This window comes from Corallococcus terminator (assembly GCF_049194865.1).
GTDB lineage: Bacteria > Myxococcota > Myxococcia > Myxococcales > Myxococcaceae > Myxococcus > Myxococcus terminator_A.
The window spans coordinates 75,094-94,512 of sequence record NZ_JBLZWL010000036.1; the positions used below are offsets into that span (position 1 = coordinate 75,094).

Sequence of the window (19,419 nt, forward strand, 5' to 3'; positions counted from 1 at the left end):
CTAGGTGCCGGTGCTGCCCTGGCGGCGCTCCGCCGGGGGGGCCTCCAGGTCCTGCGCCGCCATGTAGACGACGTTCCGGGTGCCGCGCTTGCCGCGGTACATGGCCCGGTCCGACAAATCCAGCAGCGTCGCCTTGTCGCGCGCGTGCTCCGGGAAGCTCGCCACGCCAATGCAGGTGGAGAGCTTGAGCGACAGCCCCTCGCGCGCCAGGAACTGATGCGTCTCCATGGTGCGCCGGATGCGTTCGGCGACCTTGAGCGCGCCGCCCGAGTCGGTGTTGCGCAGCATCACCACGTACTCGTCGCCGCCGTAGCGCGCCACGACGTCGTGGTCTCTCACGCAGCCCTTCACCACGCGCGCCGTCTCCACCAGCAGCTTGGAGCCGACGAGGTGGCCGTGGTTGTCGTTGATGGACTTGAAGTGGTCCAGGTCCAGGAACAGCAGGCTGAAGGGCCGCTGCGTCTGGGGCGCGTCCTGGAACTCCCTGTCCAGCGTCAGGTGCAGGTAGCGGGTGTTGAACAGGCGCGTCAGGTCATCGATGTACGCCAGGTCCTCCACCGCCGCGAACCGGCCCAGGTTGCGCAGCGCGAGCGCCCAGTTGCGCACCAGGTAGCTGGCGGCCTCGGAGGCGCTGGCCTCGGTGCCCCGGGCGTCCGTGTAGAAGAGCACCGCGTGCCCCAGCACCGCGTCACCCTCGACGGCGGGGAAGGAGAGGATGCGCTCGAAGGGGACGTCCAGCACGTCCAACTCGCGAGGGGCCCGTGCTTCCCGGAGCTGATCTCTCAGCCAGGTGACGAGCGTCTCCTCGGTGCCGGTGGGAAGCCCGCGAGTGCCCTGGGCGCGCAGGCCCAGCGAGGCGTCACGCTCCAGCAGGACGATGGCGCTGGCGAAGGCCATGGACTCGAGCGCGCCAGTGGTGGCGGTGGCCAGCTTCTCCCGGTCCAGCGTCGTGGCCAGGCGCTGTCCGGCCTCCAGCAGCGCCACATGTCGGCGCAGGGAGGCGTTCTCCTGCATCAAGTCGCGGGTGGTGAGCGCGCGGCGCACGGCGTGCTGGAGCGCTTCCGGCGCCACGGGCTTGACGAGGTACTCCGCGGCGCCGCTCTTGATGGCGCGCACGGCGGGGTCCACCTTGTCGAGGCCGGTGATGACCACGACTTCCACGCCCGGGTGTCGCTCCCGCACGTGCCGGAGGACCTCCATGCCGTCGCCACCGGGGAGGATGAGGTCCGTCACCACCGCGTCGAAGCGGTCCGCGGCGAGCGCCTGTCGGGCCTCGTGGAGCGTGGCCACCGCAGTGACGGTGTGCCCCACGGCCGTGAGGTAGTCGCCGTAGAGGGTGCGGGCGATCTTTTCGTCGTCGACGAGGAGGATGCGCGCCATCTCCCGCATGGCTTAGCACCATCCATCGGAACGCTGCTAGGGTCGCCCCCGTGTCGCCCTTTGAAAGCGGTCGCCGACTCTGTTTGCTCGTCGAAGCCGGGGAGACCCGTTATGCCGTGGAAGCCACCTCCGTCATGGAAGTGGCGATGCCTGGCTCCCATGGAAGCAACCTGCGGGGCGTGCTCGAGGTGAAGGACCTGGCGGCGCTGCTCGGCGGCGCGCCGGAGCCGGAAGTGGGCATGGTGGTGGTGCTCGACGTGAGCCCCACGCTCGCGGTGCGGGTCCGCTCGGTGGTGGAGGTCGCGGATGTGGCGCGCGCACCTTTCTTCCTGTTGCCTCCAGGGCTGGCGGACTCGCTGGCCCCGCTGAGCCGGGGCGCGGTGCTGCACAAGGACCGGCTCTATCTGGAGCTCATCGCGGAGGCGCTACCGCACCGGGTGGGCCCCCGCGCGACGCCTGCTCCCCCGCGCCCCGTGCACTGGGCCGAGTCCGTGCCTGACCGGGCGCTCGTCTTCGAGTCACAGGGGAGCTTGTTCGGCGTCCCCCTGGCCTTCGTGTCCCAGGTGGTGGAGCGGGGCGAGGCCTTCAGCGTCCTGCCCGTGCAGAGCGGACCGGTGGCCGGTATCTTTCCCCATGCCCAGGTCCTGTGGCCCATCTGTTCGGTTCCCGCATTGCTGGGGGCCCAGCCCGCGCCGGAACCTTTCTTCCTGCTGGCGGAGCTGGCCGGACGTAACGTAGGGCTGACGGCCACGCGGGTGCTTGGAGTCCTGCAGCGCTTCGAGCCGGACGACACCGCGGGCACCTTCCGTGTCCCTGGATTGCCGGAGCCAGTGCTGTTCCTTGACCTGCAGCGCATGTTTTCTTGATCGCCCCGGAGCGCGAACCGTAAGCTGCCGGGCTTGATACCGTGCCGTGAAGAAGGTTTTCTCGGCCGGATTTCTCAACGAATTCAGGGGGGTCGACGCCCCCGAGGCCCGATAACGATGCCCAAGAATCTGCTGGTCGCCGATGACTCGCTCACCATCCGCAAGGTGATCGGCATGATTTTCGCGACCGAGGACTTTCAGGTGACCGTGGTCGACAACGGGATGGACGCCATCGCGCGCGCGAGAGAGACGCGTCCGGACGTCGTCCTCGTCGATGTGGTGATGCCGGGCAAGAGCGGCTACGAGGTCTGCGAGGCACTGAAGAACGACCCCGCCACCCAGGCCATCCCGGTGATGCTGCTGGCGGGCACCTTCGAGGCCTTCGACGAGAACCGGGCCCGCGCCGCTCGCGCGGATGACCACATCACCAAGCCCTTCGAGAGCCAGATTCTGCTCGACAAGGTGAAGGCGCTGGTCGGTCATAAGTCCAACACCTTGCCGGCCTCCATCGCCATGCAGGTGATTCGTCCTTCCACCACGCCCGCGGCTCCGGTGGCGCCGCAGCCCGCGCCCGTCGCGGCGCCCGTGGGTGCCCGTCCGGGCATGCCTCCCGGGCCGGGTGCGCGTCCTCCTGGGCCGGGCATGCCGCCGGGTCCGGGTGCGCGTCCTCCTGGGCCTGGGATGCCTCCGGGGCCGGGCATGGCGCCGCGTCCTCCGGGCCCTGGGATGCCTCCGGGGCCGGGCATGGCGCAGCGTCCTCCGGGTCCTGGGATGCCTCCGGGGCCGGGCGCGCGTCCTCCTGGGCCGGGCATGCCGCCTGGGCCGGGTGCGCGTCCTCCTGGGCCGGGCATGCCGCCGGGCGCCGTCGCGCGTCCGGGGGTGCCTCCTCCGCCGGGGGCTTCCGCGCCGGGCATGCCTCCTCGTCCGGGCATGCCGCCGGGCCCGGGGGCTCCGGGCATGGTGGCCCGTCCTGGTGGCCCTCCGGGGCCTGGGGTGCCGGGGGGGCTGCCGCGTCCGCCGGGTGCCACGCCGCTTCCTCCCATCCAGGGTGGCGCGCCGCAGCCCGCGGCCCGTGCGAGGGACCCGTTTGGGCTGGGGGCTCCGGCCGCTCCCGTGGTCGCGCAGCCCGCCATCAGCATCGAGGACTCGCTGCCCGACACGAGCGGCGCCGAGGAGATCTCGCTCGATATCGGTGGTCCCGTGGCGCCTCCCGCGCCCGCGAAGAGGGGGCCTCCGGTCGCCCGTCCCGCGGCGGATGGGGGCGAGGCCCTGCTGCGCGAGGCGCTGTCCAAGGCGTCCCGCGACGTCATCGAGAAGATTGCCTGGGAGGTCGTACCGCAGCTCGCGGAGACGATCATCCGCCAGGAGCTCGAGCGGCTGATCAAGGACCGAGAGACGCAGCACTGAGGCGAACTTTCTCGCCGCAAACCTCCTGACCTCCCCGCCGGCCCCCCTCAGGGGGGCTGGCCGTCTTCAATGACCGATACGACCGAACTGTCCAAGGCCTACGAGCCCTCCGAGGTCGAGGCTCGCCTCTACGCCTTCTGGCTCGAGCGCGACTACTTCCGCGCCGCGGCGACGTCCGACAAGCCCGCCTTCTCCATCGTCCTGCCGCCCCCCAACGTCACGGGCAGCCTGCACATCGGTCACGCGCTGACCGCGACCATCCAGGACATCCTCACGCGCTGGAAGCGGATGAGCGGCTTCAACGCGCTCTGGCTCCCTGGCACGGACCACGCCGGCATCGCCACGCAGATGGTGGTGGAGAAGGAGCTGAAGAAGACCGAGGGCAAGAGCCGCCACGACATCGGCCGCGAGGCGTTCCTCGAGCGCGTCTGGGAGTGGAAGGGCAAGTACGGCGCCCGCATCGGTGAGCAGCACCGCTTCCTGGGCGCGTCGCTGGACTGGAGCCGCGAGCGCTTCACCATGGACGACCAGTCGTCCGCGGCGGTCCGCGAGGTCTTCGTCCGGCTGTACGAAGAGGGCCTGATGTACCGGGCCCAGAAGCTCATCAACTGGTGTCCCTCGTGCCGCACGGCGCTGAGCGACCTGGAGGTCGAGCACGAGGAGAAGAACGGCTCCATCTGGCACATCCGCTACCCCATCAAGGACAGCGACCGCACGCTCACCGTGGCCACGACGCGCCCGGAGACGATGCTGGGCGACACGGCGGTGGCCATCCACCCCGAGGACGAGCGCTACCTGGGGCTCGCCGGCCAGCTCGTCGTCCTGCCGCTGACGGGGCGCGAGATTCCCATCATCGCGGACGCGGAGCTGGTGGACCCGAAGTTCGGCACCGGCGTGGTGAAGGTGACGCCCGCGCACGACTTCAACGACTACCAGACGGGCCTGCGTCACAAGCTGCCGATGGTGTCCATCCTGGACGAAGCGGCGCGGATGACGAAGGACACCGGCAAGTACGCCGGCATGGATCGCTTCGAGGCGCGCAAGGCGGTGCTGGCGGACCTGCAGGAGCAGGGGCTGCTCGAGAAGGAAGAGCCGCACAAGCTGTCCATCGGCACCTGTCAGCGCTGCACCACCGTGGTGGAGCCGCGCCTGTCGCCGCAGTGGTTCATCAAGATTGAACCCCTGGCTCGGCCCGCGATCGAGGCGGTGGAGCAGGGCCGCACGAAGTTCGTCCCCGAGTCCTGGACGAACACGTACTTCCACTGGATGCGCAACATCCACGACTGGTGCGTCAGCCGCCAGCTGTGGTGGGGCCACCAGATTCCCGCGTACTACTGCACGTCGTGCAGCCCCCGGCTGGGTGATGACACGGACCTGCCGCTGGACGCCCCGACGGTGAAGGTGGGCGGCGTGGACTTCGCGCGCGCGGAGCCCATCGTCTCGCGCGCGACGCCGGAGTCCTGCCCCAAGTGCGGCGGCAAGGGCTTCATCCAGGACTCGGACGTGCTGGACACCTGGTTCTCGTCCGCGCTCTGGCCCTTCTCCACGCTGGGCTGGCCTCGCGACACCGCGGAGCTGAAGACCTTCTACCCGACGTCCGTCATGGAGACGGGCCACGACATCATCTTCTTCTGGGTCGCCCGGATGATGATGATGGGCCTGCACTTCATGGGCGACGTGCCCTTCCGCACCGTCTACCTGCACGCGATGGTGCGCGACGAGAAGGGCGAGAAGATGTCGAAGGTCAAGGGGAACGTCATCGACCCCTTGGACATCATCCTCGGCGCGAAGCCCGAGCAGCTCAACGCGACGCTGAAGAACAAGTTCCCGCAGGGCATGCCCGCGTTCGGCGCGGATGCGCTGCGCTTCACGCTCGCCTCGCTCACCCAGCAGGGCCGCGACATCAAGCTGTCGATGGACCGGCTCGCCGGCTACAAGGCGTTCTGCAACAAGCTGTGGAACGCCAGCCGCTTCGCCCTGATGAACATGGGCGAGTACCAGTACGACGGGCGCTCGCCGAAGGAGCTGCCGCTCACGCTGGCGGACCGGTGGATTCTCTCGCGGCTGCAGCGCGCGACGACGGAGGCCAGCGCGTCGCTGGAGACGTACGGCTTCGCGGAGGCAGCCTCCACGCTCTACCAGTTCCTGTGGGCGGAGCTCTGTGACTGGTACATCGAGCTGGCCAAGGGCTCGCTCTATGGCGAGGACCCGAAGGCCAAGGACACCACGCGCGCGGTGCTCGTCTACGCGCTGGACCGTGTGCTGCGGCTGATGCACCCGTTCATGCCCTTCATCACCGAGGAGATCTGGCAGAAGCTGCCGATGACCCGGCCGACGGAGAGCATCATGATTGCCCCGTACCCGACGCCGGACACGGCGCTGGTGGACGAGGCGGCCGAGTCCGAGATGGCGCCGGTCATCGCGGCCATCGAAGGGCTGCGCACCATCCGGGGCGAGAGCAACCTGTCTCCGGCCACCAAGGTGAAGGCGGTGGTGCAGAGCCCGGACGCTCGCACGCGCGAGCTGCTGGAGCGCTGGCGTGGCTACCTGCTGCCGCTGGCGGGCCTGTCCGACGTGCAGGTGGGTCCCCCGGGCCCGAAGCCTCCCCAGGCGGCGGCCTTCATGGCGACAAATCTAGAGATCTACGTGCCGCTGGCGGGGCTCGTCGACCTGGACGCGGAGAGGGAGCGGCTGCGCAAGGAGATTGCCCGCTCGGAGCAGGAGGCGGCCAGCATGCTGCGCAAGCTGGAGAACCCCAACTTCGTGGCCAAGGCGCCGCCCGACGTGGTGGAGAAGGACCGCGCTCGCGTGTTGGAGTTGCAGGAACGCAAGGCGAAGCTCGAAGATCACCTGCAGCGGATCGCCCCGGAGCCGTCCATGCCTGAGATTCTGCCGACCGAGAGCAGCACGCCCACCGAGGAGAGTGCCTCCCCCTCCGAGCCGGCCCAGGTGAAGGTCGCCCCGTCGAAGGAAGACAAGGGCGGCGTGGACCTGGGCCAGGAACTGAAGGGTGAGATGGGGGACGAGGGCCGCGTGCCCGAGGAGGACCCCCAGGTGCAGGAGGCGCTGGCGAAGCTGCGTGAGGGGACGAAGGAAGGCCTGTCCCCCACGGACCACCACGACCTGGGCGTCGCGTACATGAGCATGGGCCTCGTGGACGACGCGATGCGCGAATTTGGCAAGGCCAAGGAGGGCGGCGACTCCCGCGAGGCTCCCGCGAAGCCGAAGGCAGCCAAGGCTCCGAAGGCCGCCAAGGCCCCGAAGGCTTCCACCGAGAAGCCGACCGTGGCGACGGCTGCCCCGGTGAAGGCTCCCGCGAAGCCGGCGGCGAAGAAGGCTCCCGCAGCCAAGGCCGCGAGCCCCAAGGCTCCCGCGAAGAAGGGCGTCGCCTCGAAATCGGCGGGTGGCAAGGCTTCCGCGAAGAAGGGCGCTCCCGCGAAGGCGGCGGGTGGTAAGTCTTCAGCGAAGAAGGGCGCCGCCGTGAAGAAGGCCGCTTCGGCGAAGAAGGCGGCGGGCGGCAAGGCTTCGGCGAAGAAGGCCGCTGGCAAGGCTTCGGCGAAGAAGAGCGCGGCGAAGAAGGCTCCCGTGAAGAAGGCGGCGGCCAAGAAGGCGGGCGGAAGAGCTCCCGCGAAGAAAGCCTCCGCGAAGAAGGCGGCGGCCAAGAAGGTCACCCGGGCGAAGCCCTCGGCACGGGCGAAGGCCCGGCGGTAGCAGGAGGAGACGTGCAGCAGGATTACCTCGATCGGCTCATCGACCTCGCCCTCGACGAAGACCTGGGGGCGGCGGGAGACGTCACCTCGCAGGCCCTCATTCCGCCTGACGCGGAGGGCAGTGCGGAGCTGGTCGCCAAGGAGCAGCTGGTGCTCGCGGGGCTCGAGGCCTTCACGCGCGTCTTCCACAAGGTCGACCCGGACGTCGAGGTGGAGTTGCTCCGCCAGGACAGCCAGGAGATCAAGCCCAAGGTCGTGGCCGCCCGGTGTCACGGGCGGTTGCGCTCGCTGCTCGCCGCCGAGCGCACCGCGCTCAACCTGGTCCAGCGCGCCGCCGGCATCGCCACCCTGGCTCAGCAGGCGATGACGTCGGTGCGGGGCTCGAAGATGCAGGTGCTGGACACGCGCAAGACGCCACCCGGCATGCGCGTGCTGGCCAAGGACGCCGTCCGCATGGGCGGCGCCACCAACCACCGCTTCGGCCTCTTTGATGGCGTGCTCATCAAGGACAACCACATCGCGGCGGTGGGCGGCTCCATCTCCGAAGCGCTCCGGCTCGCCAAGGCGAACGGGCCTCGCCTCTGCAAGATCGAGATCGAGGTCACCAACCTCAAGCAGCTCGCCGAGGCGCTCGAACACGGCGCTGACGTGGTGATGCTCGACAACATGGACGACGCGCAGATTCGCGAGGCCGTGAAGCTGGCGGGTGGTCGCGTTCCGCTCGAGGTGTCCGGTGGCGTCACCCTGGACCGCCTGCCTCGCCTGGCGAAGATGGGCGTGGACTTCGTCTCCATGGGGGCGCTGACGCACTCGGCGCGGGCCATGGACCTGTCGCTGGAGATCGTCGCCGCGAAGAAGCCGCGCCGTCCGCGCGCGGCCCCTCCGCAGGGCTGAGCCCCGCTCACTCCGGGCCCTTGCTCCGCTGAGCGAGGGCCTGGGCCTTGAGCCCCTCCATGTCGGGGATGAAGCGGCGCTCGGGCACCAGCCGGGGCCGGTGGACGCGGTCCATCCGGAACATGCGCGCCGCGGACTTCTCCACGTCGCGCGCCAGCACGTACCAGACAGGCGACTCGACGAGCAGCCCGTGCGGCTCCACGCAGCGGCGGCTCTTCTTCCCGTGGCGGTCCTCGTAGTCGAAGGCGAGGCACACCTGCTCGCGGAAGGCCTGCTCGAAGATGGCGAGCAGCTCCTCGGGTGGCGCTCCCAGCTCCGAGAGCACGCGGGCCGTCGCCGGGCGTCCCACCACCACGCGCTGGCAGAGCTCGCGCATGCTGCGTGAGCGCTCCCTCGGCACGCTGGCGAAGAGCTTGTCGAGCCCCGAGCGGGCCGCGCTCCCCCAGGGCAACGCGCTCCCCGTCGAGGACAGGCTCGCGGCCAGCCACAGCGCGACGACCTCCTCGACGGACAGGTGGACGGCGGTGACACCCCTGTCTCGCTCCAGGCGGACGCCACCTCCCGGCCCGGTGTCGCTGGCGATGGGCAGGCCCTGCTCTCGCAAGGTGGCGAGGTCCCGGTGGACGGTGCGTGGACTCACCCCCAGCGCGGCGGAGAGCTCCGCGACGGTGGTGGCCTCCCGGCCCCGGAGAAAGTCGACCAGACGCATGACTCGGCTGACACGTGCCATTTGCTGACAGATTCTGACAGGGATGGGCCGTACTCAAGGATTCATGGCGCGGCTGGACGCGCCCCTGAATCGAGGAGGTCGTCATGAAGGGCCCTGCGGGAGCGCTGTACGTGGATGACGGTGGCGTGGGTGGGCTTCCGGTGGTGTTCGTCCATTCCTGCGCTGGGAGCACGAAGCACTGGGCGGCGCAGCTCTCACATCTGCGCGGGACACGCCGGGCGCTCGCGCTGGACTTGCGAGGACACGGTCAGTCCGAGGTCCCCGTCGCCACGGACATCTCCGTCGAGGACTTCGCGCTGGATATCGCGGCGGTGGTGGACGGCCTGAAGTTGGAGCGGTTCGTGCTCGTGGGGCACAGCCTGGGCGGCGCGGTCTGCGCGGCCTACGCGGCGGCGAATCCTTCGCGAGTGGCGGGGTTGCTGCTGCTCGATCCGGCCTCCGACGGGCGCCAGATTCCGGAGGAGCAGGCACAGGGACTGATGGGGGCGCTGGGCTCCGAGGCGTGGCTTCAGGTCATCGAGGAGTACTGGACGCCGATGCTCGCGCCCTCGCGGCCCGAGGTCCGGGAGCAGGTGCTCAGGGACCTGCGTGCCACCGCGCAGGGGGTGGCCCGGTCGGGGCTGGGCTCGCTCCTCACGTTCGACCCGGTCTCCGCGCTGCGCCGCTACCCGGGCCCCAAGCTGTCCGTGGTGACGGCCTTCAACGAGGGCCCGGATGCGTATCAGGTGCTGGTGCCCGAGCTGCCGTTCAAGAAGGTGGAGCCCGTCACCGGGCACTGGGTTCAGCTCGATGCGCCGGCCTGGGTGAACGGCGTGCTCGACGGGTTCCTCGCGTCGCTGCGCTGAAGGGGGTGACGTCTTGGCGGGGGCCTCGAGTCCGAGGTCCCTGGCCCCTCGCCGCGCTCACTTGCCGGTGAGAATCTCGGCGCGAGGCTTTCCCTCGGTGGACGCGGGCATCCCCATCTCCAGCAGCGCGGCGAGCGTGGGGGCCACGTCCACCGGGTCTATCTCCGTCATGTACGTCCCCGGCTTGATGCCCTTGCCCGCGAACACCACGGGCACCTGCGAGTCGTACGAGTACGGCGAGCCGTGCGTGCTTCCCTCGGGATCGAAGTAGGCGACCTGGAAGGGCCTCAGCAGGTACAGCACGTCGCCGCTGCGCTCCGGGTAGTAGCCCTTGCGCAGGGGCGCCAGGTAGCCCGCAGGGTCCGGCGCGGAGAAGAGCTCTTCGCGCGTCACCGCCGTCACCACGCTGGGCTGCTTCGTCAGCCAGTCCGCCACCGCGCGCCGCACCTGCGCGCCATCCACCTTGCCCGACGTCAGCGCCGGACCGCCCAGGTACACGTCCAGTTCCTCCATCGTCGCCGTGACGTCCGGGCCGAAGCGCTCCTTCACCATCGCGGAGATGCCCTCGCTGAGCACCTTGGGGTGCATCCGCTGCGCGGGAAGTCCCGCCGCCGCCCACTGCTCGGGCGCCGTCGCTCCGCCATGGTCCGCCACCAGCGCGATGGTCAGGTTGGCGCGTCCACCGGCAGCGCGCTCGGCCGCGGAGATGAGGTCCCCGAGCGCCTTGTCCAACCGCAGCATCGTGTCCTGCATCTCCCACGAGTACGGGCCGTACTCATGGAACACGTTGTCCGTCCCGCTGAAGCTCACCGCGAGCAGGTCAGGCACCGCGTCCTTGCCCAGCGCCTCGCCGACGATGGCCGCCTTCGCCGCCTCCACCAGCAACGTGTGCGAGTCCGGCGAGACGCCGAACGCCTTGTAGTAGTTGAGCCCCGGCTCCTTCAGCCCTCCCGTGAGCGGATGCGGGAAGGTGCGGCCCAGCCCGTACGAGTCCGCTTCGTAGCTCCGGTCATCCTCGCCGATGTACTCGGCGCGCGGACGCATCAGCTCCCACGTCTTGCCGAAGTACGACTCCGGAATCTTCCGCGCGTTGAGCTGCTTCACCCACTCGGGGAACTCCTTCGTGTACCAGGTGCCCGTCACGAACTTGCCGACGCCGTCGTCGAACCACCACGCCTGGCCCAGCCGGCCCGCCATGGAGATGGCCGAGCGCGACTTGAGCGACACCGCCACCGCCTTGCCTCGCTCTTGCGTGGCCATGCGCAACCGGTCCGCGAGCGTCTCCGCCATGAGGTTCGCGGGACTGGCGTCCTGCCCCGGCTTGAGCGTCGCCTCCAGCACCGGATGCGCCGGGTCCACGAACGAATAGACGAGCTTCCCGGTGGAGCGGTCCACCCACCGGTTGTCGACGATGCCGTGACGCCATGGGTTGGTGCCCGTGGCCAGCGTGGTGTGGCCCGGCGCGGTGCGGCACTTCGCGTAGGCATAGCGCGCGTACGGGAAGTAGGCGCCACTGTCGAGCAGTTGACCCAGCGCGCCTTGGAGCCGTGGCCTGCTGCGCAAGAGGACATCGCTGCCGAGCGCGTCCACGGTGATGAGCAGGGTGAGTCGGGGAGGACGCGCGGCGGCGGGCAGCGAACCCAGCAGGGCGGTCAGGACGAGGGCGCGAATCATACGTCCAAGAAGCTGCACTGCCCGACGGGGAAGATGCAACCGCCAAGCGCCTCGGCGTCTTGGACGGCGGCGGTCAGCCCCTGCTACGGTCCGCGCCCTCATGGTCGAGGCCCGACTGCGCGTCATCTACGGCGACACCGATCAAATGGGTGTCGTGTACTACGCGAACTACTTCCGCTACTTCGAGTTCGCCCGAAGCGAGTACTTCCGCGCGCGCGGAGGCAGCTACCGGGAGCTGGAGAGCACCGGCTTCATGCTGCCGGTGGCGGAGGCGAGCTGCGCGTACAAGTCCCCCGCGCGCTACGACGACGTGCTCACCATCCGCGCGACGGTGAGTGAGTTGCGCCGGGCCTCGGTCGTGTTCACCTACGAGCTTTTCCGCGAGGGCGAACCGCGCACGTTGCTGTGCACCGGTCGTACCCTGCACGCATGCGTGGGGCGCGACGGCAAGCCCACGCGGTTGCCGGAGTCCTTGGCCCGGCTGCTGGAACATCCGAACGCAGGAACCTGAAGGAGCACAGACGATGGATCGCAACCTTGCAATGGAGGTCGTGCGCGTCACCGAGATGGCGGCCATCGCCTCCGCCCGACTGATGGGCCGCGGCGACAAGAACGAGTCGGACCAGGCCGCCGTGGACGCCATGCGCCGCGCCTTCGACTCGCTGCAGATCGACGGCACCATCGTCATTGGCGAGGGCGAGCGCGACGAGGCGCCCATGCTCTACATCGGCGAGAAGGTGGGCCGACGCGGCGAGGGTGACCCCGCCGTGGACATCGCGTTGGATCCGCTGGAGGGCACCAACCTGTGCGCCTACGGCCGTCCGGGCTCCATCACCGTGGTGGCCATGGCCAGCAAGGGCGGGCTGCTCAACGCGCCGGACACGTACATGGAGAAGCTGGCCGTGGGCCCGCGCGCCCGGGGCGCCATCGACCTGCGCAAGAGCCCCACGGAGAACCTGCGCGCCGTCGCGGAGAAGATGAAGGTCTACGTGGAGGACCTCACCGTCGTCGTCCTGGACCGTGAGCGCCACCAGGAACTCATCAAGGAGATCCGCGCGGCGGGCGCCCGCATCCGGCTCATCGAGGACGGTGACGTGGCGGGCGCCATCGCCACCTGTTTCGAGGGCACGGGCGTGGACGTGCTGATGGGCACCGGCGGAGCGCCCGAGGGAGTCATCGCCGCGGCGGCCATCCGCGCCACCGGCGGCGACATGCAGGGCCGGCTGGTGCCTCGCAACCCGGGCGAAATCGAGCGCGCCAAGAAGATGGGCATCACCGACATGACGAAGATCTACGCCGCCGAGGAGCTGGCTCGGGGCGAGGTGATGTTCGCCGCCACGGGCGTCACCAGCGGCGACTTCCTCAAGGGCGTGCGCTTCTTCGGCGGTGGCTGCGAGACGCACTCGGTGGTGATGCGCAGCAAGACGAGCACCGTGCGCTTCATCCAGTCCCTGCACAAGTTCGACAAGAAGCCGGGCTACGCTGCCTTCTAGCCTGTCCCCTCGACGCTCTCGGAGACCGACACCATGCCTGGCGCCACGCGGACCATCGTCATCAACGCCCCCATCGAGAAGGTGTTTGACGTCATCACCCAGTACGAGCGCTACCCGGAGTTCCTCTCCGAGGTGAAGGAGACCCGCACCGCGAACCGGAAGGACAACACCGTCGACGTCCACTACAAGGTCGACGTCATGAAGACGGTCCGCTACTCCATCCGCGTGGTGGAGGAGCGCCCCCGCCGCATGTCCTGGACCTTCATCGAGGGCGAGGTCATGAAGGACAACAAGGGCAGCTGGGTGCTGGAGCCCGAGGGCGAGGGCAAGACGCGCGCGACCTACAACGTGGAGATGGCCCTGGGGCTGCTCGTGCCCAAGGCCGTCGTCAACGCCCTGGTCGACACCTCGCTGCCGAAGATGCTGGAGGCGTTCAAGCGCCGCGCCGAGGCTGCCTGAAAGTGGCAGCCAGGGGTCCGTCTGGACTCCAGGTCTCTCGCTGACCCCACCCGCCTGGGAGTAGACAGGCGGGCAGGCCCTCCCGCCGGGCGCCTTGCCGCCCCGAGTGCCGGAGGTGTGTCGGGACGCGGTCCGCTTGCGGGCCGTCGCGAGGGCATTAGAATCAACACCATCCCGACCGGAAGTTTCGGGTCTCCATGACATCTACGCCACGGTTCCCCTGGCTCGGATGTCGGATGGTGGACGAGCAACCGGGCGAGATGGCGGCAACGTACCCAGCGCGGAACCGGGGTTCTTAATTTGCATCTGAGAGTGGTCGCAGTGATTTCTGGGCGGGACGGCGGGCGTACATCGGGGTACGTAGGCTGAGGGGAGACGGAAACCCATGCTCGACGCCTTCATCATCGAAGAAATCAAGCGCAGGGAGCGCCGCCGGGAGGAGCACGACAGGCCCGTGGTGGAGCTGCCGCTGCCCATGCCCGACGACCGCCCGCGTCGCCGCACTGAACCCGAGGAAGAGAAGCCCCAGCGGGGCGTGGTGGTCATCGACCTGTTGGCCTGAGTGACAGACGCGGCCCCCAGGCCGCATTGACGTGGCAACGAGCCCGCGGCGGGCGTCCCCTTGAGGACGGTCCCCCGCGGGCTTCGTGTCTCTGGAGCCCCACACCGCCCCGCACGGGCGAGCGCGTCAGGCGGGCACGAGGCTGAGCAGGTGCCGTGGGTGGTAGACGTCCCAGAGGGGCCCCTTCACCGTGCCCAGGGCCTCCAGCACCTGCTTGCGCCACTCGGCGGGCAGGGCCTCCTCTCCGTGGAAGGCGCCCACCAGCGCGCCCGTCACCGCGCCGTGGACCTCGGTGTCGCCGCCCCGGTGGATGACGTCGATGAGGGCGGCCTCGGCCGTGGGGGCGTGGAGCAGCTCCCAGAAGGCCAGCCGGAAGGCGACGTGGATGGCGTGCGGGGCGCGGTGCACGTGCAGGTCCGGGCCGTAGAGCCAGGGGTCATCGTCACGGGCGCGCGCCAGGTCCTCGCGCAGCAGGCTGGAGGCGAAGGCCACCTCCTGGACGTAGTCGGGGGCGGAGCGCCCCAGTGCCGCGCCGGCCAGCAGGATGCCGGACTCCGCGGCGGTGAGGAGGTCCTCGGGCTTGAGCCCCTCGCCCGTCGTCGCGGCCTTGGCGAGCGCGGCGGTGAAGGCGGCGCACGCCAGCTGGCAGCGCGGGTCGTAGTGGGTGAGCGCGGAGTCCTCCAGCGCGGCCTGGGTCCGGGCCTTCGCGTCGCTCGCCAGGTACACCCCCAGCGGCGCGCAGCGCGCGAGGCTGCCGGCGCCCACGGCCTTGCGGTGGCCTCGCAGCCACACGCGCTTGCCCGAGCCCAGGGGCGACAGGCCGGCCTGGCAGTCCTCCAGCACTTCCTTCATGGCCTCGCTGACGTCGAAGGCGTGGGGCTGCCAGGCCCGGTAGCGGCGCAGCGCGTCCGCGGCGTCGTAGCCCTTGAAGTCGCGCAGGCTGTGCCCCAGGCAACAGGCCAGATGGACCTCTTCCGTCACCTGGCCCTTGAGCAGCTTCTGGGGGCCTCCGCCCATCATCCTGTCGTACGGCCCGTCCGCCAGCGTGGGGAAGGCGGAGGCCTGCAGGGGACGGTGCGCGGTGGGCACGGCGAGGGCGTTGCCCACGGCGAGGCCGAGCAGGGCTCCCCGGCGTCGCTGGGCGATGAGCGGGTCGGGCCCCTGAGGGGCATTGCGGCGACGGGGCGGCGGCATTCGGCGGGTGGACACTGTAACAGCGCCGCCGGTGAGCGTGCTTGCCGATGCTCGGGGGCTCCTCTACAACCGCGCGGCTATGCGGAAACCACGCATCCTCGTGTCCAACGACGACGGCTATTTCTCCGAAGGACTTCAGGCACTGGTGGAGGCGGTGAGTCCCCTGGGGGAGGTATGGGTGGTGGCGCCGGACCGCGAGCAGAGCGCCGCGTCCCATGCCATCTCCCTGCACCGGCCCCTGCGCATCAAGGAGATCCGGGAGCGGTGGTTCGCCGTCGACGGGACCCCCACCGACTGCGCTTATCTGGCCATCGTCCATCTCCTGAAGGATGATCGCCCCACGCTCATGGTGTCCGGCATCAACCACGGTTCGAACCTGGCCGAAGACGTCACCTACTCGGGGACGGTGGCCGCGGCGATGGAGGGGGCCCTGCTCGGGATTCCCGCCATCGCCTTCAGCCTCGTGGCCAGGGGCTCGTTCGATTTCGGACCGGCCGCGCGGTTCGCCCGCTCGCTGGTGACCGCCGCGCTGGCGCGTCCCCTACCCAAGCGGATGCTGCTCAACGTGAACATCCCCGGCGGCGTGGAGCCGGAGGGCTACAGCGTCACGCGCCTGGGCCGGCACTCGTACGGCTACAGCGTGGTGGAGAAGGAAGACCCTCGCGGCCGGAAGTACTACTGGATTGGCGGCAGCGATTATCAGCACGAGGATATTCCAGGCAGTGACTGCAACGCCGTGCACCTGTCGAAGCGGGTCTCGGTGACGCCCCTGCACCTGGACCTGACGGACCATGGTCAGCTCGAGGGACTGGAAGGCTGGAGCCTCCAGGACTTCGTCCGACACGAGCCGGATGGTGCCTAGCGTTGCGGCCGGGCATCTCCATCCGAGCGGGTAGGGCGCTCCTGGTTCTCCTCGTGCCCGTGCTCGTCGCGGGCTGCGCGGGCACCCGGGCCTCCGCTCCGGGGACGGAGCTGACGCTGGTGGACTCGAAGTCCCAGGCGCCGTCCGAGGTGCCGGGGGCGACGCCGGCCCGTGCCGCTGGAGCGTCCACGCCGCCCCCGCGCAACGGCGCGTTGCCGTTCGCCCTGCGGTCCGCGCACGCGGAGCCAGAGCTGGTGTCCGTGCGGCACCGCGTCGCCCCAGGCGAGACGATGTACCGCATCGCCAAGACGTACGGCCTCACGGTGGACGAGCTGGCCTCCGCCAACGGCATCAAGGACGCTCGTGCGCTGTCGGTGGGCCAGGAGCTGACGATTCCCGGCGTGGAGCGCAGCGTGCCGGTGGAGTCGTCGGACACGCTGGCCGCCGAAGCGGACCCGGAGCCGGTGCGCACGTCCACGGGAACGGCGCCCCGGCAGGTGGTGGCGCGACGCGAGGAGCCTCCCCGTCGGCCCGCGTCGCGTCCTGGCGCGGCCCGTCCCCGGCTGGCCACGCAGGGGATGATCGACTGGCCCCTGAGGGGTGTCCTGTACGGGCGCTTCGGGAAGAAGGGCCGCGAGCCGCACGACGGCATCGACCTGGCCGCGCCCGCGGGCACGCCGGTGAAGACGGCCCAGGAAGGCACCGTGCTCTACGCGGGCGAGCAGAAGGGCTACGGCAACATCGTCATCGTCGAGCACTCCAACCGGCTCATCACGCTCTACGCGCACAACCGGGACTTGCGCGTGCGCACCGGGCAGAAGGTGCGCCGGGAGCAGGTCATCGCCACCGTGGGCGAGTCCGGCAAGACGTCCGGCCCGCACCTGCACTTCGAGCTGCGCGTGGATGGCAAGCCGGTGGATCCGCTCGACTACCTGGGGCCGATGCCGTCCACCTGAGCGCGGGCCCCGGGCTCAGGCTCCGGAGACGGGGGCTTGCTCCCTCCCTCGCCGGCCTGGACGGTGGGCCGCGCGAATTCAGGCGTCAGGGCCCGTGGGGCCCTCCGGGCTGGGGCCAGGGGAGGGTAGAGTGCCGCGCCGTGCCGCACACCTTCGCACCCCTCGTCGTCCTCCTCGTCCTGCTCTCCTCGATTGCGCGAGCCCAGGTGTTCTCCCCGTCGAGCGAGCCCGAACCCGCGCCCGCCGTGGCCTCCCCGGCGAAGGAAGAGGCGCCCCTCAGCGTCGCGGTGCTCGGGTTCGATGCCAACGCGTCCGCACGGGACTCCGCGACGGGCGTCACCTCGCTCATCACCGGGCGGCTGGCCGAGGCTCCGCGCCTGTGGGTCGTCTCGCAACGCGACGTCGACGCCTCGCTCAACGAGGCCCAGCGTCAGCAGCTCGTCGACCTCAAGTCCTCGTGTGAGCGCGGCGCCTGCCTCAAGGACCTCTCCAAGCTCACCGGCGCGCGCTTCGTCATCATCGGCCGCGTGGACCGCTTCGGGGAGTCGTACCTGCTCACCGCCAATCTCCTCGACACCGAGCGCGAGGAGAGCCTGTCCAAGCCGCGCGCGGAGTCGCCCGAGGCGGACACCTTGTTCCCCACCGTGTACGCCATCGCCGACGCGCTGGTCGCCGAGCTGGTGGCTCCTGGCGTGAGCCAGAGCGCGCGCCCGCTCATCGGCGGGGCTCCGATGGTCGGCGGAGGTGGCCTCTCGCTGGGCCTGCGCATCAACAACAACTTCGTCGACAAGCTGGCCAACTTCAATCCAGGCGCCGACCTGGAGGTGGGCTACTGGTTCCACCCGGAGTGGCTCGGCTTCGTCCAGGTGGGCTTCTCCTACCTGCGCTCCGACACCGAGGGCGCCGAGGGCGGCCTCAACGTGCTGCCCAGCGTCGTCGGCGCGCGCCACTACCACAACGTGGAGAAGTCGCTGCGCCCCTACTGGGGCTTCGGCCTGGGCGTGCAGCTGTCCTTCGGCGACTTCGGCATCTTCCAGTCCACCGGGCCGCTGCCCACCGTCGTCGGCTTCCTCGGGCTGGAGTACCTCATCGCCGGACACGTCGGCGTCCAGCTCGAGGCCGGTACCAATGTGGCCCAGGCCGTGCTCGGACTCGCGGAGTCCAAGCTCGGAGATGGCCTCAATCTGGACCTCAACCTGGGCATCGCGTACCACTTCTAGGATTCGGAGCCCCCCATGTTCACGCGCTTGCGTTCCCTGTCCCTGATTGCCCTGCTCGCCACCTCCGCCTGTGACGACAGTCCCACGGTGACTCCCAAGGACCACGCGGAGGGCCTCTACATCAAGGGCACCGCCGAGTACCTCCAGGGCGAGTTCACGGCCTCGCTCGCGTCCTTCGAGGAGATGCGGAAGCTTGCGCCCAATGATCCGCGGCTGCCCGCCGCGCGCGGCGAGGTCTTCCTCTCCATGGGCAAGCTCGCTGAGGCCGCCACCGAGTTCGAGGCCGCCCTCAAGCTGGACCCCAAGCGCTCCACCAACTGGAGCCGCCTGGGCTTCGTCCAGGCCCAGCTCGGCCGCCCCGACGAGGCCCTCAGCTCCCTGCGCAAGGCCGTGGGCCTGTACCCCAACGACTACAACGCGCTGGAGCAGCTGGGCGAAATCCACCTCAAGAAGGGCGAGAACGACGAGGCCATCCGCCACTTCGTCCTGGCCGCCAACGTCTCCTCGGGCCAGGTGAAGTCGGAGCTCATCCTCCGCACCACGGAGGTGCTCACGAAGGTGGGCCGTCAGCCGGAGATCCTCGCGCTCGCGCAGAAGGCCGTCAACGAGGGCGTGCGCTCGCCCGGCGTCCTCACCGCGCTGGGAGATGCCCTGGTGCGCGCGAGCAAGCTGCCGGAGGCAGCCGCTGCCTACAAGGAAGCCGCCAGCAAGTCCCCCAGGGACCCCACGCTGTGGGAGCTGGTCGGCACCATCCACCTGCAACTGGACAAGCCGGGTGACGCCATTGACGCGTACAAGGAATCCCTGCGCGTGAAGGACCGCGCCATCGTCCACGTGGCGCTGGCCCGAATCCAGCTGGCCATGAAGAGCAAGGAGGGCGCGGAGCAGGAGCTGGCCGCGGCGCTCGAGTCCGTGCAGGGCAACGACGTGCGCGAGCTGCGGGAGCTGGCCGACCTGCTCGTCACCATGGAGCGCAAGCCGGACGCGCTGCGCATCCTCGGCAGCCTCAGCGCGGAGCACGACATGGTGAAGGACGTGGACCTCCAGCTCACCACGGCGCGACTCGCCCGGGAGCTGAAGGACCCCGCACTGGTGCAGGCCGCCTGCGCGCGCGCGTTGGCGGCGGACCCTCGCGTGAAGAAGTGCCCCTGAGGGCCCGCGACGACG

At 69.9% G+C, this 19,419-nt stretch carries 17 protein-coding genes; 13 read left to right on the forward strand and 4 right to left on the reverse strand.

Features of this window, described 5'->3' with window-relative positions; genetic code table 11:
• Window positions 1–1,380, reverse strand: coding sequence for a GGDEF domain-containing response regulator (locus ACN469_RS13285; RefSeq protein ID WP_498767891.1), 1,380 nt, complete (start codon window positions 1,378–1,380; stop codon window positions 1–3).
• 50 nt (window positions 1,381–1,430) lie between these two features.
• Between ACN469_RS13285 and ACN469_RS13290 the strand changes: the two genes are divergently transcribed.
• From ACN469_RS13290 to nadC, 4 genes are all read left to right on the forward strand, one after another.
• Window positions 1,431–2,246: a chemotaxis protein CheW gene (locus tag ACN469_RS13290; RefSeq protein WP_498767752.1), complete on the forward strand. Its 816-nt coding sequence runs from the start codon at window positions 1,431–1,433 to the stop codon at window positions 2,244–2,246.
• 117 nt (window positions 2,247–2,363) lie between these two features.
• Window positions 2,364–3,653: a response regulator gene (locus ACN469_RS13295; RefSeq protein WP_498767754.1), complete on the forward strand. Its 1,290-nt coding sequence runs from the start codon at window positions 2,364–2,366 to the stop codon at window positions 3,651–3,653.
• Between the two features lie 69 nt (window positions 3,654–3,722).
• Window positions 3,723–7,364 (forward strand): valine--tRNA ligase, encoded by a 3,642-nt coding sequence (locus ACN469_RS13300; RefSeq protein WP_498767756.1) that lies wholly within the window; start codon window positions 3,723–3,725, stop codon window positions 7,362–7,364.
• A gap of 11 nt (window positions 7,365–7,375) precedes the next feature.
• The gene (nadC, locus tag ACN469_RS13305; RefSeq protein ID WP_498767758.1) at window positions 7,376–8,257 is read left to right on the forward strand and encodes a carboxylating nicotinate-nucleotide diphosphorylase; all 882 of its coding nucleotides are present in this window, start codon (window positions 7,376–7,378) and stop codon (window positions 8,255–8,257) included.
• Window positions 8,258–8,264: 7 nt separating this feature from the next.
• On the opposite strand, the gene ACN469_RS13310 is transcribed toward nadC, so the two are convergent.
• On the reverse strand, window positions 8,265–8,966 hold the full coding sequence (locus ACN469_RS13310; RefSeq protein ID WP_498767760.1) for a helix-turn-helix transcriptional regulator: 702 nt from the start codon (window positions 8,964–8,966) through the stop codon (window positions 8,265–8,267).
• Between the two features lie 104 nt (window positions 8,967–9,070).
• On the opposite strand from ACN469_RS13310, the gene ACN469_RS13315 reads away from it, so the two are divergent.
• On the forward strand, window positions 9,071–9,832 hold the full coding sequence (locus tag ACN469_RS13315; RefSeq protein WP_498767762.1) for an alpha/beta fold hydrolase: 762 nt from the start codon (window positions 9,071–9,073) through the stop codon (window positions 9,830–9,832).
• Window positions 9,833–9,889: 57 nt separating this feature from the next.
• Here ACN469_RS13315 and ACN469_RS13320 read toward each other — a convergent pair whose 3' ends face one another.
• Window positions 9,890–11,506 (reverse strand): alkaline phosphatase family protein, encoded by a 1,617-nt coding sequence (locus ACN469_RS13320; protein WP_498767764.1) that lies wholly within the window; start codon window positions 11,504–11,506, stop codon window positions 9,890–9,892.
• Between the two features lie 100 nt (window positions 11,507–11,606).
• On the opposite strand from ACN469_RS13320, the gene ACN469_RS13325 reads away from it, so the two are divergent.
• The 4 genes from ACN469_RS13325 (at window position 11,607) to ACN469_RS13340 (ending at window position 14,020) form a co-directional block, all read left to right on the forward strand.
• On the forward strand, window positions 11,607–12,017 hold the full coding sequence (locus ACN469_RS13325; RefSeq protein WP_498767766.1) for an acyl-CoA thioesterase: 411 nt from the start codon (window positions 11,607–11,609) through the stop codon (window positions 12,015–12,017).
• A gap of 13 nt (window positions 12,018–12,030) precedes the next feature.
• Window positions 12,031–12,999: a class II fructose-bisphosphatase gene (gene glpX / locus ACN469_RS13330; RefSeq protein ID WP_498767768.1), complete on the forward strand. Its 969-nt coding sequence runs from the start codon at window positions 12,031–12,033 to the stop codon at window positions 12,997–12,999.
• Between the two features lie 33 nt (window positions 13,000–13,032).
• Window positions 13,033–13,458, forward strand: a complete 426-nt coding sequence (locus ACN469_RS13335) for a type II toxin-antitoxin system RatA family toxin (protein WP_498767770.1) — start codon at window positions 13,033–13,035, stop codon at window positions 13,456–13,458.
• Between the two features lie 385 nt (window positions 13,459–13,843).
• Window positions 13,844–14,020, forward strand: a complete 177-nt coding sequence (locus ACN469_RS13340) for a hypothetical protein (protein ID WP_498767772.1) — start codon at window positions 13,844–13,846, stop codon at window positions 14,018–14,020.
• Window positions 14,021–14,146: 126 nt separating this feature from the next.
• On the opposite strand, the gene ACN469_RS13345 is transcribed toward ACN469_RS13340, so the two are convergent.
• Window positions 14,147–15,214 carry an ADP-ribosylglycohydrolase family protein gene (locus ACN469_RS13345; protein ID WP_498767774.1) on the reverse strand — a complete coding sequence of 356 codons (1,068 nt, stop codon included), beginning with the start codon at window positions 15,212–15,214 and terminating at the stop codon, window positions 14,147–14,149.
• A 79-nt stretch (window positions 15,215–15,293) separates the two neighbouring features.
• Between ACN469_RS13345 and surE the strand changes: the two genes are divergently transcribed.
• The 4 genes from surE (at window position 15,294) to ACN469_RS13365 (ending at window position 19,404) form a co-directional block, all read left to right on the forward strand.
• Window positions 15,294–16,076, forward strand: coding sequence for a 5'/3'-nucleotidase SurE (gene surE, locus ACN469_RS13350; RefSeq protein WP_498767893.1), 783 nt, complete (start codon window positions 15,294–15,296; stop codon window positions 16,074–16,076).
• Window positions 16,077–16,078: 2 nt separating this feature from the next.
• Window positions 16,079–17,032: a peptidoglycan DD-metalloendopeptidase family protein gene (locus tag ACN469_RS13355; RefSeq protein ID WP_498767776.1), complete on the forward strand. Its 954-nt coding sequence runs from the start codon at window positions 16,079–16,081 to the stop codon at window positions 17,030–17,032.
• A gap of 140 nt (window positions 17,033–17,172) precedes the next feature.
• Window positions 17,173–18,252, forward strand: a complete 1,080-nt coding sequence (locus ACN469_RS13360) for a hypothetical protein (protein WP_498767778.1) — start codon at window positions 17,173–17,175, stop codon at window positions 18,250–18,252.
• A gap of 15 nt (window positions 18,253–18,267) precedes the next feature.
• Complete coding sequence (locus ACN469_RS13365; protein WP_498767780.1) at window positions 18,268–19,404, forward strand: tetratricopeptide repeat protein; 1,137 nt, start codon at window positions 18,268–18,270, stop codon at window positions 19,402–19,404.
• Window positions 19,405–19,419: the final 15 nt, after the last annotated feature.